This is a genomic window from Bacillus cereus group sp. BfR-BA-01331 (assembly GCF_022663915.1).
In the GTDB taxonomy this organism is placed as follows: Bacteria; Bacillota; Bacilli; order Bacillales; family Bacillaceae_G; genus Bacillus_A; species Bacillus_A mycoides.
Genome location: NZ_JAKUGJ010000006.1, coordinates 198,999 through 213,232 on the forward strand (window position 1 = coordinate 198,999; position 14,234 = coordinate 213,232).

Here is a 14,234-nt window from a genome sequence, read left to right on the forward strand (position 1 = left end):
CTCACTCCTTACTTTGCTTCATACCACATGCGGGACAGAATGTAGCTTCCGTTGCAATTTGTTCACCACATGAAGAACATGCTTCTTTTTCAATATTTTTTGATTGAAGGAGTAACTCATTTTCTTTACCGCACTGCCCGCAAAATTTATCATTTAATGATAATGGACCACCGCAACTACACTGTCCTTTTTGTTCTTGTCTCTGTAAATTAGAAATTTGTCTGCGCGTGTTATAAATAGCAACATCAAGCTCTTGCACTGGTGCTACAATAGCTTTCAACAAATCTACTCGAACTTCATCATCACGAAGTTGCATATACACCGTTTGACCAAGTTCAAGTAAAATTTCAGTTTTTTCTTGTAACTTCTCTTGTGTAATCTTCTTTAATTGCGCCATTTCCTGTGCTACTTGCAACTTCATCTTGCCTTGCTCAAGTCCCTCTTGCAACTTATTCATGCCATTACCAAACTTCGATTGTAAATCTGACAAACAAATTCTCTCCTTTTAATTACATAGTAATATACAAAATTAACATTATATATATTACCATGATTTTCTAATTGTGTAATTAGAATTTCATTTTTTCTGTTTTGAGCATTTTTTGTTTATAATGGTAAAGGAAAGAAATCTGTGTACGGAGGAATATTATGCTGCAAGACTCAATTACGAAAGATGAAATTATGATGATTGCGAATGAGTTCGTTCAAGGGCTTGATCCACAGCAAGTTGCTGATCAAGAGCATGTCGCTACAGCTCGGCAACTATATCGTAGTGGTGTTGTCTATAACGTTGACTTTGATGGCTATACGCTATCCGGAACTGTAAATGCTGAAGGCAGTGTATATAGCGTTCACATCCCGATTCGTAATGTCACTGAAAGCTATTGCGATTGCTTCGCGCCAACGCAATGTCAGCATATGCTTGCTGTGTTACTATCTGCAGCTTCTAGTTTTGGGCAAGTAGGAGATGTATTAACTTTATTCAAAAATAATACAAAACCTTCTCTTCCTCCTATTCGAACTGCACGACAAGTATTGCAATCATCAGCTTTTGAAGAAATGGATTATAAAAGTTGGCAAACATACTTTGAAAATGAATATGAATCATTTAAAAAAGAACAAGCGCGGCTCACTTATAAACAAATGTATTTTCTTATGAGTCTTTTTACAGACTTCTATACAAAATTAGAACGGAAAGCTCCGCGCATCGTTGCTATTCATGAATTATTTAAGTTGCACGCGGCACTTTATTGCTTTCAAAAATTATTAGAAGAAATTCAAGAATTTGAAGCAAACAAACTATATTCTTATCACCAACCAGTTAACGTCGTTCGCCTATTCGTTGATAAAGTTGAATCTACCGTTAGGGACCTAAAAACAGAGGCGATTCCAGAAGAATCCAAACCGATTTTAGAAGAAACAGCGCGGCTCATACATGAAGCATTCTTCTCTACCGATGCCTATACACAAGAGCGATTCTTCATTTATCGTCACGTATGGGGTGAACTGTTACGAACAGAAGAGCAGCTACAAGAAGAAAAAAAACGAATCGATACTAAAATCAATCCACTTTCCAAAGCATTAGCATCTTCTCACCTGCTCTTTTTAAACGGTGAAGATGTATCGGCAATGGAATTACTGGAAAAACAACCTTCTTCTGTTGTGAGCCTTTACTTCTATTGGTTAGAAGAGTTATTAAGTGCGATGGAGTGGGACCGCGCTAAAGATTGGCTTTCCTTTACTTATAAACAAGTAAAAGAAACGATAACGGAACAAGAGAATACCGTCTTCATACAAGATATCGTTCGATTATTTGTGATGATGTATGAGACATATGCAACGCATACGAATGAACAAGCGGGATTAGAAATGATTTTACAAGAACTATTACCGTATAGTTTCACAAATTATGAACAATATGTACTTGCGAAGAAACAATACCATGCATGGACGGAACTTCAGCTCTTATATGGATTCGAAGTAATCGAACTTTTGAAAGAACCATTGAAAGATATTGAAAAAGAAGCGCCCGAAGCAGCACTTCCTCTCTATCACCATGCCGCAATGGAAGCAATTGAAGAGCGAAATCGCAAATCATATAAACGTGCCGTTCGTTACTTAAAGAAATTACGTATGCTTTATAAACGACTGAAGCGAACTGATGAATGGGATGCTTTCATTATTCATATCGCTAACTTACATTCACGTCTGCGTGCACTACAAGAGGAATTACGGAGAGGAAAATTAATCGATGATCATACAAACTGAAGTAACAATTAGGCTCCAGCACGTTAGTCAAGGTTGGTTCCTTTGGGGAGAAGATGATAGCGGTACTCTCTTATCCGTAGCAACTTGGAAAAAAAATGCATTCGCATGGCACTCTACTTCTTTCTACGGAACGTTTTTAAAAGAAGCAACGTACGAGGGAAAACAAGGCGTTATGTTAACGAATGCCCAGGCATTTGAATACATCGCAAATAAACCGATGAATTCATTTGCAAATATGCAAATGAACGGTCCTATTACGGCACTTACAAAGGACGCAAGTGAATTATGGGACGCTTTCGTCAGCGGCAGCTTCACACCTGACATGAAGCATTGGTCTCAGCAGCCATCTTGGAAAGTTCAGAATACCTCAATTGAAGATGACATGTTAGCATCTCTTTTCTCTGCCGCTGTGAACGAAAGTATTTTGCAAGATGCTCGCTCAAATGACGGATGGGAAGATGCAAAGAGACTATATGAACATTACGACTTTACGAAAAGGCAATTGGAAGCAGCACTACATGAAGAAGATTGGCTTCGAAAAATTGGTTACATTGAAGATGATCTTCCATTTACAGTCGGCTTAAGACTACAAGAACCGCAAGAAGAACTTGAAATGTGGAAGCTTGAAACAATCGTTACACCAAAACGTGGTGCACATCGCATATATGTATATGAAAGTATCGATTCCTTACCAAAACGATGGCACGATTACGAAGAACGTATCCTTGAAACACAAGAAGGATTCAGTAAGCTCGTACCGTGGCTAAAAGAGGACGACAAGTTCCGAGAAGAACTCTTTGAAACGGAAGCCTGGAACTTCTTAACCGAAGCAAGTAATGAATTACTGGCAGCAGGTATTACAATTTTACTACCATCATGGTGGCAAAATTTAAAAGCAACAAAACCGAGGTTGCGTGTACAGCTGAAGCAAAGTACAGCACAAACACAGTCTTTCTTCGGCATGAATACGCTCGTTAATTTCGACTGGCGCATTTCAACGGACGGAATTGATTTATCAGAAAGCGAATTTTTCGAACTCGTTGAACAAAACAAACGTCTTTTCAATTTAAATGGTCAATGGATGAGACTTGATCCTGCCTTTATTGAAGAAGTAAAAAAACTAATGCACCGTGCCGATAAATATGGACTTGAAATGAAAGATGTGTTGCAGCAACATTTATCTAATACGGCAGAAACAGAAATTGTAGAAGACGATAGTCCGTTTACCGATATTGAAATCGAGCTAGATGGATATTACGAAGAGCTTTTCCAAAAACTTCTGCACATTGGAGATATTCCAAAAGTAGATGTACCATCTTCGCTACAAGCAACACTCCGCCCGTATCAACAACACGGTGTTGAGTGGTTGCTATACTTACGAAAGCTTGGATTTGGAGCATTATTAGCCGATGATATGGGACTCGGAAAAAGTATTCAAACGATAACTTACTTACTATACGCTAAAGAAAACAATCTCCAAACAGGTCCTGCATTAATTGTGGCACCAACATCAGTCCTTGGAAATTGGCAAAAAGAATTTGAGCGTTTCGCACCAAGCTTACGTGTTCAGTTACACTATGGAAGTAACCGATCTAAGGATGAGTCATTTAAAGATTTTCTTCAATCAGCAGATGTTATATTAACTTCTTATGCATTAGCTCAGCTTGATGAAGAAGAACTTAGTACGTTATGCTGGGACGCCGTTATTTTAGACGAAGCACAAAATATAAAAAACCCACATACGAAACAGTCGAAAGCAGTAAGAAACCTACAAGCAAATCACAAAATTGCTTTAACCGGTACACCGATGGAAAACCGACTTGCTGAGCTTTGGTCTATTTTCGACTTTATCAATCATGGGTATCTCGGAAGCTTAGGACAATTCCAGCGCCGCTTCGTCACACCGATTGAAAAGGACCGCGATGAAGGAAAAATCCAGCAAGTTCAGCGGTTTATCTCGCCTTTTTTACTGCGTCGTACGAAGAAAGATCAAACGGTCGCATTAAACTTACCAGATAAACAAGAACAGAAAGCTTATTGTCCACTAACTGGCGAACAAGCTTCCTTATATGAACAACTTGTTCAAGATACATTACAAAATGTAGAAGGATTAAGCGGAATTGAAAGACGCGGATTTATATTACTTATGCTGAACAAGCTAAAACAAATTTGTAATCACCCAGCCCTTTATTTGAAAGAAGAAGAACCACAAAATATCGTCGAGCGCTCTATGAAAACAAAAACGGTAATGGAGCTCATCGAAAATATAAAAGACCAAAATGAAAGTTGCTTAATCTTCACTCAGTACATTGGCATGGGGAACATGCTAAAAAGTATGTTAGAAGAAACATTTGGTCAGCGCGTCCTCTTCTTAAACGGAAGCGTACCGAAGAAAGAGCGTGACAAGATGATTGAGCAGTTCCAAAACGGAACGTATGACATCTTCATCTTATCGTTAAAGGCCGGCGGAACAGGATTAAACTTAACTGCCGCCAACCATGTCATTCACTATGACCGTTGGTGGAATCCAGCTGTAGAAAACCAAGCAACAGACCGTGCTTATCGCATCGGTCAAAAACGCTTCGTTCACGTTCATAAGCTTATTACAACGGGAACACTTGAAGAGAAGATTGATGAAATGTTAGAACGAAAACAATCATTAAACAACGCCGTCATTACAAGCGATAGTTGGATGACCGAACTATCAACCGACGAACTAAAAGAATTACTTGGCGTATAAGGTGGATAAATGAAAAAGGAGCAAATCTCTAACTGAGATTAGCTCCTTTTTCTATGCCAAAACCAATTGCTTATTATAATTCCTGTTAACCCGCCGCACGTATCAAGCAATGAATCTTGCCACATCGGTGTACGGTCTCCTGTAAACCATTGATGAATTTCATCAAATGTTGCATACCCCGCAACGAAAAGGAGGGTGTATGCAAAGCACCTTTTTCTCGAATAACCCGATCGATGAAAAGCATAATACGTCAGTGAACCGAGCATAAAGAACACCATAAAATGAGCACCTTTACGAAGGAAAAACTCAACAAATCCACCTACACCTTTATTTGCGATACTAACAGGCGTACCTCCGCCATAATCGATAGATACCCATGAAAAATGCTCTTTCACAAACTCAACATTTACATATTGCTCAATATCCGAGCGCATATCCTGTTTTTTATATGGCTGTGCTGAAGAATAGAAAATAAGCCCCATCCATAGTAATACAGGAATCCAAAATAACCATTTACGATTCATTCTCCCGAAAACCCCTCTCTTAGTCTTTTAAGAGTACCAAAAAAAAGAAAAAATTTCACGCCAAAACATGACATTTACACCCTATTTATAAAGTGAAAGGGGGTGATAAACATGGCAGTTGAAACAATCGTAATGGATTTAACTTTACGCCTTGTATTAAACGGAGGATTAGACAAAAACGGTAAAACAGTTTTTAAGAACAAGCAATTCAAACGTGTAAAAACAAATGCAGATTTAGGAAAAGTACATGAAGTAGCACGTGCTCTTGCTTCACTACAACAATCATCACTTCACACTGTACAACTTGTAAGCACGTCAGATCTTTCTAATCTATAATTAAAAGGAGGGAATAAAACATGCAAGTACTAGAGTTAGTTTTCGTGAAAGAAGATGGAAAAACAGTTGCCTTTTCTATTGAAAATCCCATTACACCAGTAAATGAACTAGTCGTAAATCAAGTAATGGATACCATTCTTTCTTCATCTGTATTTTCATCAATTAGTGAAAATACTCGTAAAAAAGGGGCTCGCCTCATAGAAAAAAACGTATCTGAAGTTCAAATCACTCCGTAAATCAAAAAGACGAATCTGCATTATTTTGCAGATTCGTCTTTTTTCTTCGGCATTTCAATTGGAATAAAGATGTTTGAAAAACCAACACAAACATACTTATAATTCTCTCCGCCTAAATCAAACTCTGTCGTATATGTTGAGAAGAAAATATAATCATTTCGCTTTGTATAATGCTCAATTAATAATCCAACTTGTGGTTCAACATACTTATTTGCCAATTTTTTTCCCGCCGATGCTAAGTCGCCAAGTATACCCTCTTTGTTTTCTTTCTCAACCTCTTCTAGCTTCTTACTCACATCATTACGCTTCATAAATTGTTTTGCTGCCCAATCCGTATATTCTCCCTTACCCGGATTACTGTTTGCTAAATAAACTAAGAGAACAACAGCTAGAGCCATAATAATATACTTTTTCTTCATGCTATATCACCGCCTACTCTTTTCTATTTTCATATATATGTACAAGCGATGCAAATTAGAAAGACTATCATCTATTGATTGTAAACGAACCTTGAGACTCCCACGACTAAAGTCGCAAGCCCGAATCCTTACGGATTTACGGGTGGGATTCTTGAATGACTAAACGTTCGCAGTCCATTTCTGTTTTAAACAGCCTTCAAGATGAGGGCATCTCATTGCCCCTCCTAAACCAGACCATATAGGTGCTTAGGCTGATTGACTGTTACCATCAATCACAGTTGCGTAGCGAATATTCATCGCCCCAACGATATCACGATGTGTCCCAAACCCACATGGACACTTGTATTTTCTGTCTTGTGCCTTATTCTTTTCAGCACATTTCGGACAGCTTTGACTTGTATAAGCCGGATTTACATATTCAACCTGAATACCAACTAATGTTGCTTTATACGCAATAAATCGTGACAAACGATAAAATGACCAAGCGTGTAGGTTTTTTTCGTTTTTACGGCTTGTTCTTGCCGTCTGTCTTATATTCGTTAGTTGCTCTAAACGAATGACAGAAATATGATTAGCAATTGCAAAATCAATGATTTCACGACTTATTTTATGATCTTTATCTTGCATCCATCTTTGTTCTTTATCATCAAATCGCCGAATCGCATTCACTTTTTTGTCTTTGCCTAACTTCTTACGAACACTACGAAACTTACGCTTCCTATATTTATTTTGCCTACCATTCCCAAAGAAACGAACCTTGTCATCGTCTGTGATTGCTACCGCAGGGACTTTGAGACCTAGGTCTACTCCTAAAATTTTCGTCCCTGCTCTTTCATTTGTAGGAAGTGTGACAGATATTTGGGCCATCCACTTATTCGATTTCTTTGTGATACGAAGTGTACCTAACTTATGTTTTAACAAATCCAAATTGCGATTTTTTTTATCGATTAATAAAGCACGGACCTTTAAACGAGTTGACTTTCCTTTTACCTTAAACGGGATTGAAATATGAGTGGAGTCAAATGAATAATTTTGATTGTTCCATACACAAACAGGTCTCTTTAAAATCGGAATGATTTTATACTTGCTTTTCTTTACTTTTGTAGCAAATAAGCCTTTCGCGTCTTTAATTGCTTGATTCTTCACCGCACTTGGTATATTCGCTTCAATATCTTTCGTACTTTTTTTCGTACTTTCCTTTGTTTCAACCATTTCAGATATAAGTGAATTTATGAGTTTAATGTACTCTCGGCTACTTTGTTCCAATAAACGAATTTGTTCTTTTGTGGGAAGCAATTTCACTTTCACTGTTAGGGTCCGTGACATACGTTTCACCCCTTTGTTTTTTGATTCTCAACATACTATTTTATTGTCTCATTTGATACATTTCCAGCAGTAGAAACAAAATGGGAACGCGTCTATAAACTTTGCAAGTGCTTGTGATGAGGGAATTCTTCTCTCAAACACTTTGATGTTACTCCTTTTATTTTTGCCATTGTATCAGCAGAACTAAGTGTTGACAGTGTATTTAAAAACAAATGAACGTGGTTAGTATCCTATTCCATTGCGATACTAACAATATCAAGATCGTTACATATCTCTTCAACCAACACTTTGCAACCTTCTTCTATAATCATTTATCATAGTTACAATGTATCATTTATTTCCGAAAAATTACAACAAACAGGCCCAAAGAAACTACCTATTCTTTGGATACTTAAAGTACCACGAACCTTACGATTTTTAGTGGTACTCAGTATCCAACCTCACTTTCATCCCATGCCTAAAGGCAATGGGCTTTCTCGTTCGGAAAGGGCTGTAAAAATTTACAATACGAAACAAAAGATTAATAATAATTTTACATAATTAGTATATAATTATATTCAGAATAACAATTTTTATAAGGGAGGATTTTAGAATCATGGATAATGAGAATGATATTTTTATTTCTAGTTCTACAATGATGCTCGAACCTTGCAAACACCCTTATTACCGGACAAAAATTATCGACAGTAGCAGAAACCCTCTGTACTCTTGCCAAACAGCTATCCAACTCATAAAGAAATCTTGTCTAACACATGTTCATTCTACTTATCAAGGTAGACGTCATGCAGTCCAAATAAACTTTAAGCTCAAACAAAATGTTCCAATTCCGATTAATCACAAAGAATATATTTGCGTTTTCCCTACAGAATCTCCTTCTTCTCCAAACTGCATTTGGTTGTTCTATAACCATATAGAGGAGATAGAGTTTCCCCAAAAAACTAACAAAGCAAACATTCATTTTTTTAACGGAACTACCATAACAATACAAATAGGCTCTCATAAGTTACAGCAACAATTTTTGAAAGCTGGACATATATTATCCCGAATGAACATAAAAGATTCACTACACTTAAAAAACCCCTTGCCACATTTACTGCCTTAAAGTAAATAGAATGGAACGCAATATTTCCTTTGCCTTCCATTCTACTTATTATTCTTATCCCCTTACACTATCTCTCATTTTCTCAAGTGCTTGTCGATATACCCATCTCACTTGATAGTACGTCATCCCCATTTCAGAAGCTATCTCTCCCATATTTTTCCCTGTAAAAAATCGCTCTGAAATGATATGCTTCTCCCTCTCATCTAACACACTCATAAAGTCCTTCGCCCTCGTTCCAGCATCGTCACACTCAAATCGTTCCTCATACTCGTCCGTGCATACATAGCGCTCTTGCACTACGCATTCTTTCTTCAACCTCTCCAATATATAACCACGTACCGTTACAACAGCATAAGCAGGGAAACTACCTTTCTCCTCCTCATACCTTTCATAAGCATGCCAAAGACCAATTAAACCACATTGATAATACTCTTCATAATCCTGGTAAATATTTAACCTCTTTATTTGATTTACAATCATACCTTCATACAAAACAACCGTATCTGCAAAAATCGCTGGCTTCACACAGTGCCCGTTTCTAAAAGGTATACCTCTTCAGTATTCCGCGGTACCTCTACAATATAAAATGAGAAAGGAAATTTCATTGTGGGTAATTTCAAATACTGCTGCCGTAATTTGAAATTATACTAGGCAGTATTTGAAATTCTAATAGGGGTATTTGAAATAGGGGTAAAAATAAAAAAGGTTCCTCCTATACATTAGAAGCAACCTTTTGTTTATATATTGGCAAACTATATTACTCTTTAGCTACGCTTTTGAAAAATCTATCGATCGCATATAAACCAGTAGCTAAAATACAGCTTGTAACCCCAACAAATATATAAGGATTTTTATTCGGCATATATTCTACAGCTAACAACGTTACGACTAACATAAACAAAACATTTGCTAAAAACTTCTTAAGCATATTTATCTCTCCTTACAAAAATAATGCAGCAATTATAAAAATAATTGCTGCATTTCTTTCTAGTGACGTAAAACATCACTATTATTGGAACATTCCTTTTACTGCGCCAAATCCAATAGTTAAGATAAAGAAGACAACCATAAGAATTGTTGCTTTCTTTTTACTTAAACCAGCCGTAATTTGAAGACCTAACCATGTAATAACAAATCCCCAAATCGTGAACACTTCAATGCTATTTGCAATACCTTTTGCAACACCACCACTTGAAGCGAAAATCGGTCCTAAACCAGTATACATTTCTTTCCCTGATCCGCCTAAAACAAGTGCTAATACTGTGTTTATTAATAAACCAAGTAATGAAATAATGCTTGAATACACACTAATCGTTAATAATTTCTTATAAGAAGTATCATTGCTCATTAACATCATAAATATTTTATACACTGCTGCACTAATAAAGAAACTAATCGCCATACCAATAGCACCAAATACTGCACCCATACCAAACGACATTATAGGTGTAACGCTAATACCCAAATCCTTATTCATCTTAATCGCCTCAGGGGTTAAAGAGCCTACATAAGCAGCAAGTCCACCAACAACTGCTCCTAATAAAACAAGTATCCAAAACGCACCCCAAACCGCATTACTAGTCTTCATTCTCTCAAACTGTACACCAGGAGATGTAATCATTCCAAATAATGACGGCTTCTCTCCACCAACTTTTTGCGTATTCAAATTCGCTTCCATCATAACGCCTCCTTCTATTTATATAACCCGTTCTAACGGGCGGTTCACATCCTCATGCAAGAGGATACGAACCGCCCACTAGAACGGTAATGTGTATTAGAGAGTTTTCTCTCTAATACACTAGTAAATTACTCATAACGCAGTGCTTCAATTGGATCTAATTTCGCAGCTTTGTTCGCTGGAATTAATCCGAAGATAATACCTAGTGTCATAGAGAACAATACGCCCCCAACGACAACTTCCCATGAAACGAGCGGTGGCCACTTCGCAAATGTGGAAACGATATATGCCCCTCCATACCCAAGACCGATTCCGATTAAACCACCTAGAAGCGTTAACATAACTGCTTCAATTAAAAACTGTAATAAAATTTTACTACGTGTTGCTCCAAGCGCTTTACGCACCCCAATTTCACGTGTACGCTCTGTTACAGATACGAGCATGATGTTCATTACACCAATACCACCAACGACTAATGAAATACCAGCGATACCACCGATGATCATCGTCATGATATTAGTAACTTTAGAAACATTTTCTTGGAACTCTTTTAAATTCACCAGTTCATATTTACCTGGAATTTCACTTGGCTTACGACTATTTAATACATCAACAGCTTGTTTCCCTGCTGATTCTAAATTGTCTACATTTTTAGATTGAATTGCTATACTTTGAATCTCATCTGTTCCGTATAAAACAGGCCATAAAGTAAGGGGAATTAACGCTTCTTCCATTTCAAATCCCATAAACTCATTATCAGATGTATACACACCAATAATTTGCATTGGCTGCCCCTTCATCTCAATAATTTGTCCAACTGGGTTTACGTCCTTAAATAACGTCTCTTCTGTTTTTGTACTAATCATCACAACGTTATTTGCATGAGAAATATCGGATTCATTTAAAGTACGTCCCTTTACGACCTTTACTTTATTAACCGCAAAATATTCATTATCAAGACCAATAACATTTAGATTTGCTTTTTTATCATTTACATCAAGTACCTCTGAATTCTGGTTTGTCGTAATAACATGTGAAACATCTTTCACTTGTTTTACTTCCAAAATATCCTCTTCAGTTAACTTCGGTATTTGAAATCCACCTATAGCAAACTCATCATTAATATCTGGTTTAAACTGAATTGGCATAAGGTTATTACCACCAGAACCTGCGAATTTCGACTTCAGCATCGCTTCCCCGCCTTGCCCAATCGCAACGACAGTAATAATAGAACCAACACCAATAATAATACCGAGCATCGTAAGAGCTGAACGCAGTTTATGAGCTAAAATAGAAGATAGGGCAATTTTTATACTATCTAGTAAACTCATACTGCACACCTTCTATCTTCTGTAATTTTCCCATCTCGCAGTACAATGCGGCGGGAAGAATACGCCGCTACCTCTTCTTCATGCGTAACCATAACAATCGTCGTACCTTCTGCATTTAGCTTCGTGAAAATATCCATAACTTGTGCACCAGACTTCGTATCAAGCGCACCTGTCGGCTCATCGGCCATAATGAACGTTGGATTATTTGCAATCGATCTCGCAATCGCTACACGTTGCTTCTGTCCACCTGATAATTCACTAGGTAAATGGTGTACTCTATCTGATAATCCAACTTTTCCAAGCGCTTCAAGAGCTCTCTGACGACGCTCTGCTTTCTTCACCCCACCATAGATGAGCGGAAGTTCAACGTTTTCCACTGCGGAAAGACGCGGCAGTAAATTAAAATGCTGGAACACAAAACCGATATATTCATTACGAATTAAAGCTAGTTTTGACTCGTCTGCTGTTAAGATATTCACATCATTGAGTATATATTCGCCCTCTGTTGGACGATCTAAACAACCGATAATATTCATAAGCGTTGATTTACCTGAACCAGATGGTCCCATAATCGAAATAAACTCACCGCTTTGAATCGTTAAACTAATACCATGTAAAATCGGCACTGCCAATTTACCTTGATAATACGTTTTAGAAATATTATTTAACGTAATCATTTCTCTTTCACTTCCATTCCGTCATACACGTTGTCGGAAGGATTTTTAACCACCTTTTGCCCCACTGTTACGCCTTCAACAACCTCTGTCCAATCTCCATCAGTAGAACCTTTTTTCACATTTTGTTTACGAAGCTTTCCTTTCTCTTCGATATAAACAAATGCATCTTCGCCTTTTTCTACAATGCTCTTACTTGGAACAGCAATCATCGTCTTATTCTCTAAATTTACTTGCAGAGAAACGTGATAACCTGGAGATAAACCATCTTGGCTATCAAGACTTGCTTTATATGTATATTGAGACATATTTTGAGTTCCCTCACCAGCAGCTTGAGCCATCTCTGCACTCGTTGGGAATTCACTTACTTCCGTAATCTTACCTGTCCACTTTTTCTTATTATTTGCTTTCGCAGTTACAGTGAACGTTTGATCTTTTTGAATTTGTGACTTTTGAAGCTCTGTTAAAGTCCCTTGAACTTGGAACGGGTCTTTAGAAGCAACTTGTAAAAATGCTTTCCCTTGACCACCTAACGCTTGAGATGAACTTTGTGCCGCATCTTTGTCTAACTTTTGTACAACACCAGTGAAATTACTATAAATCGTAAGTTCTTTCTGTTTTTTACTTAACTCTTCTTTTTGTAACTTCCCTTTTTCTTTCTCAAGGTCCGTTGTTTTCTGAGCCATTTCTAACTCACTTACTTGCTCTTCCATTGGGTCTGTTACTTCTTTCCCAGCCCCGCCATCTTTTACCTTCTTAATTTCTTTCTTCAATGAATCAATCTTCTTTTTCCCTTGATCGTAACGCATATCAGCCATCTTCTGATCAAGATCAGCTTGCTTCATTTGAAGATTAATTTCTTCATTATCATAAGAGAATAATTTCGTTCCCTTCTCTACCTCTTGTCCTTCTTTCACTGCGATATCTTTCACTTTTCCTTTAGTCGGATCTGCATAGAAACTTTCAATATTCCCTGGCTTCACCTGACCCGAAATTAACTTCGTATTATTAAGCTTTCGCTCTGTCACCTTCTCAAAGCTCACAGCATCAGTCGTTGTTGCTGCGCCTTTCTTCTTGCCTTGCATTACAAAAATATTAACTGCTGCAACAATAACAATTAGTGCAATAACTCCGATGATAATCCATTTCTTCTTCTTGTTTGGAGTACGAACCGTATTTGGTAACATATTCTCGCTCCTTTTTATATCTTATAGTTTAATAGATATTTAACTATATAAAACTTTCTGAAAACAAGAGTTTCAATTACATTGTTACACTCATTTTACAAAGTTTTACACAATCATTTATATTGTAACAAAAATACCAATGATTAGAAATATGACATTCTATCTTTTAAGATAGTTTTAAGGAAAAGAAAAATCCAATTTAAATTAGTTTTTTTGTATTTAGATGATACATTTTCATCTTACACAACATCAATTTCATGCTCCCTCCTTTACTAAAGAACTTCCTACTAATTTGAATTATTAAACTAAATTCCCCAATTGTATCGCCCTCATTTTTGTCATATATATTTGACATTTTATTTATCCAAGTGTAGAGTGTCATATATATTTGACACTTTGGTACACGAAGCCTA

The 14,234-nt window shown here is 37.1% G+C and carries 15 protein-coding genes and 1 pseudogene; 5 read left to right on the forward strand and 11 right to left on the reverse strand.

Going from position 1 to position 14,234, the window contains the following annotated elements; genetic code table 11:
• Position 1: 1 nt before the first annotated feature.
• Complete coding sequence (locus tag MR155_RS13740) at positions 2–490, reverse strand: zinc ribbon domain-containing protein (RefSeq protein WP_242310192.1); 489 nt, start codon at positions 488–490, stop codon at positions 2–4.
• Between the two features lie 158 nt (positions 491–648).
• Here MR155_RS13740 and MR155_RS13745 point away from each other — a divergent pair, with 158 nt between their 5' ends.
• Both MR155_RS13745 and MR155_RS13750 read left to right on the forward strand, forming a co-directional pair.
• Positions 649–2,268 (forward strand): SWIM zinc finger family protein, encoded by a 1,620-nt coding sequence (locus MR155_RS13745; protein ID WP_002068435.1) that lies wholly within the window; start codon positions 649–651, stop codon positions 2,266–2,268.
• Positions 2,252–5,008: a DEAD/DEAH box helicase gene (locus MR155_RS13750; protein WP_242310195.1), complete on the forward strand. Its 2,757-nt coding sequence runs from the start codon at positions 2,252–2,254 to the stop codon at positions 5,006–5,008. The genes MR155_RS13745 and MR155_RS13750 overlap by 17 nt, the downstream gene beginning before the upstream one ends.
• A 38-nt stretch (positions 5,009–5,046) precedes the next feature.
• Here MR155_RS13750 and MR155_RS13755 read toward each other — a convergent pair whose 3' ends face one another.
• Positions 5,047–5,532 carry a VanZ family protein gene (locus MR155_RS13755; protein WP_242310197.1) on the reverse strand — a complete coding sequence of 162 codons (486 nt, stop codon included), beginning with the start codon at positions 5,530–5,532 and terminating at the stop codon, positions 5,047–5,049.
• A gap of 111 nt (positions 5,533–5,643) precedes the next feature.
• Between MR155_RS13755 and MR155_RS13760 the strand changes: the two genes are divergently transcribed.
• Together MR155_RS13760 and MR155_RS13765 are read left to right on the forward strand one after the other, a co-directional pair.
• Entirely contained in the window at positions 5,644–5,868 is a 225-nt protein-coding gene (locus MR155_RS13760) for a DUF1659 domain-containing protein (RefSeq protein ID WP_002198819.1), read from the forward strand.
• Between the two features lie 20 nt (positions 5,869–5,888).
• Positions 5,889–6,104 carry a DUF2922 domain-containing protein gene (locus tag MR155_RS13765; RefSeq protein WP_113936226.1) on the forward strand — a complete coding sequence of 72 codons (216 nt, stop codon included), beginning with the start codon at positions 5,889–5,891 and terminating at the stop codon, positions 6,102–6,104.
• A 20-nt stretch (positions 6,105–6,124) separates the two neighbouring features.
• On the opposite strand, the gene MR155_RS13770 is transcribed toward MR155_RS13765, so the two are convergent.
• The 3 genes and pseudogenes from MR155_RS13770 to tnpA form a co-directional block, all read right to left on the reverse strand.
• Positions 6,125–6,523, reverse strand: coding sequence for a DUF4359 domain-containing protein (locus MR155_RS13770; protein ID WP_002034805.1), 399 nt, complete (start codon positions 6,521–6,523; stop codon positions 6,125–6,127).
• A 246-nt stretch (positions 6,524–6,769) separates the two neighbouring features.
• Positions 6,770–7,849, reverse strand: coding sequence for an RNA-guided endonuclease InsQ/TnpB family protein (locus MR155_RS13775; protein ID WP_242310199.1), 1,080 nt, complete (start codon positions 7,847–7,849; stop codon positions 6,770–6,772).
• A gap of 35 nt (positions 7,850–7,884) precedes the next feature.
• A pseudogene (tnpA, locus tag MR155_RS13780) lies at positions 7,885–8,154 on the reverse strand (IS200/IS605 family transposase); the annotation flags it as partial.
• Positions 8,155–8,444: 290 nt separating this feature from the next.
• Here tnpA and MR155_RS13785 point away from each other — a divergent pair.
• Positions 8,445–8,951, forward strand: coding sequence for a competence protein ComK (locus MR155_RS13785; protein ID WP_242310201.1), 507 nt, complete (start codon positions 8,445–8,447; stop codon positions 8,949–8,951).
• 54 nt (positions 8,952–9,005) lie between these two features.
• Here the strand turns inward: MR155_RS13785 and MR155_RS13790 are convergent, their stop codons facing one another.
• The 6 genes from MR155_RS13790 to MR155_RS13815 form a co-directional block, all read right to left on the reverse strand.
• Positions 9,006–9,476 (reverse strand): sigma-70 family RNA polymerase sigma factor, encoded by a 471-nt coding sequence (locus MR155_RS13790; RefSeq protein WP_242310203.1) that lies wholly within the window; start codon positions 9,474–9,476, stop codon positions 9,006–9,008.
• Between the two features lie 232 nt (positions 9,477–9,708).
• Positions 9,709–9,879 (reverse strand): hypothetical protein, encoded by a 171-nt coding sequence (locus MR155_RS13795; RefSeq protein WP_181777898.1) that lies wholly within the window; start codon positions 9,877–9,879, stop codon positions 9,709–9,711.
• A gap of 81 nt (positions 9,880–9,960) precedes the next feature.
• On the reverse strand, positions 9,961–10,629 hold the full coding sequence (yknW, locus tag MR155_RS13800) for a YknW family membrane protein (protein ID WP_242310205.1): 669 nt from the start codon (positions 10,627–10,629) through the stop codon (positions 9,961–9,963).
• A 128-nt stretch (positions 10,630–10,757) separates the two neighbouring features.
• Positions 10,758–11,960, reverse strand: a complete 1,203-nt coding sequence (locus tag MR155_RS13805) for an ABC transporter permease (protein ID WP_002089681.1) — start codon at positions 11,958–11,960, stop codon at positions 10,758–10,760.
• Entirely contained in the window at positions 11,957–12,637 is a 681-nt protein-coding gene (locus tag MR155_RS13810) for an ABC transporter ATP-binding protein (RefSeq protein WP_242310209.1), read from the reverse strand. The genes MR155_RS13805 and MR155_RS13810 overlap by 4 nt, the downstream gene beginning before the upstream one ends.
• Positions 12,634–13,821: an efflux RND transporter periplasmic adaptor subunit gene (locus MR155_RS13815; RefSeq protein ID WP_242310211.1), complete on the reverse strand. Its 1,188-nt coding sequence runs from the start codon at positions 13,819–13,821 to the stop codon at positions 12,634–12,636. Before MR155_RS13815 ends, MR155_RS13810 begins: the two co-directional genes overlap by 4 nt.
• Positions 13,822–14,234 lie beyond the last annotated feature (413 nt).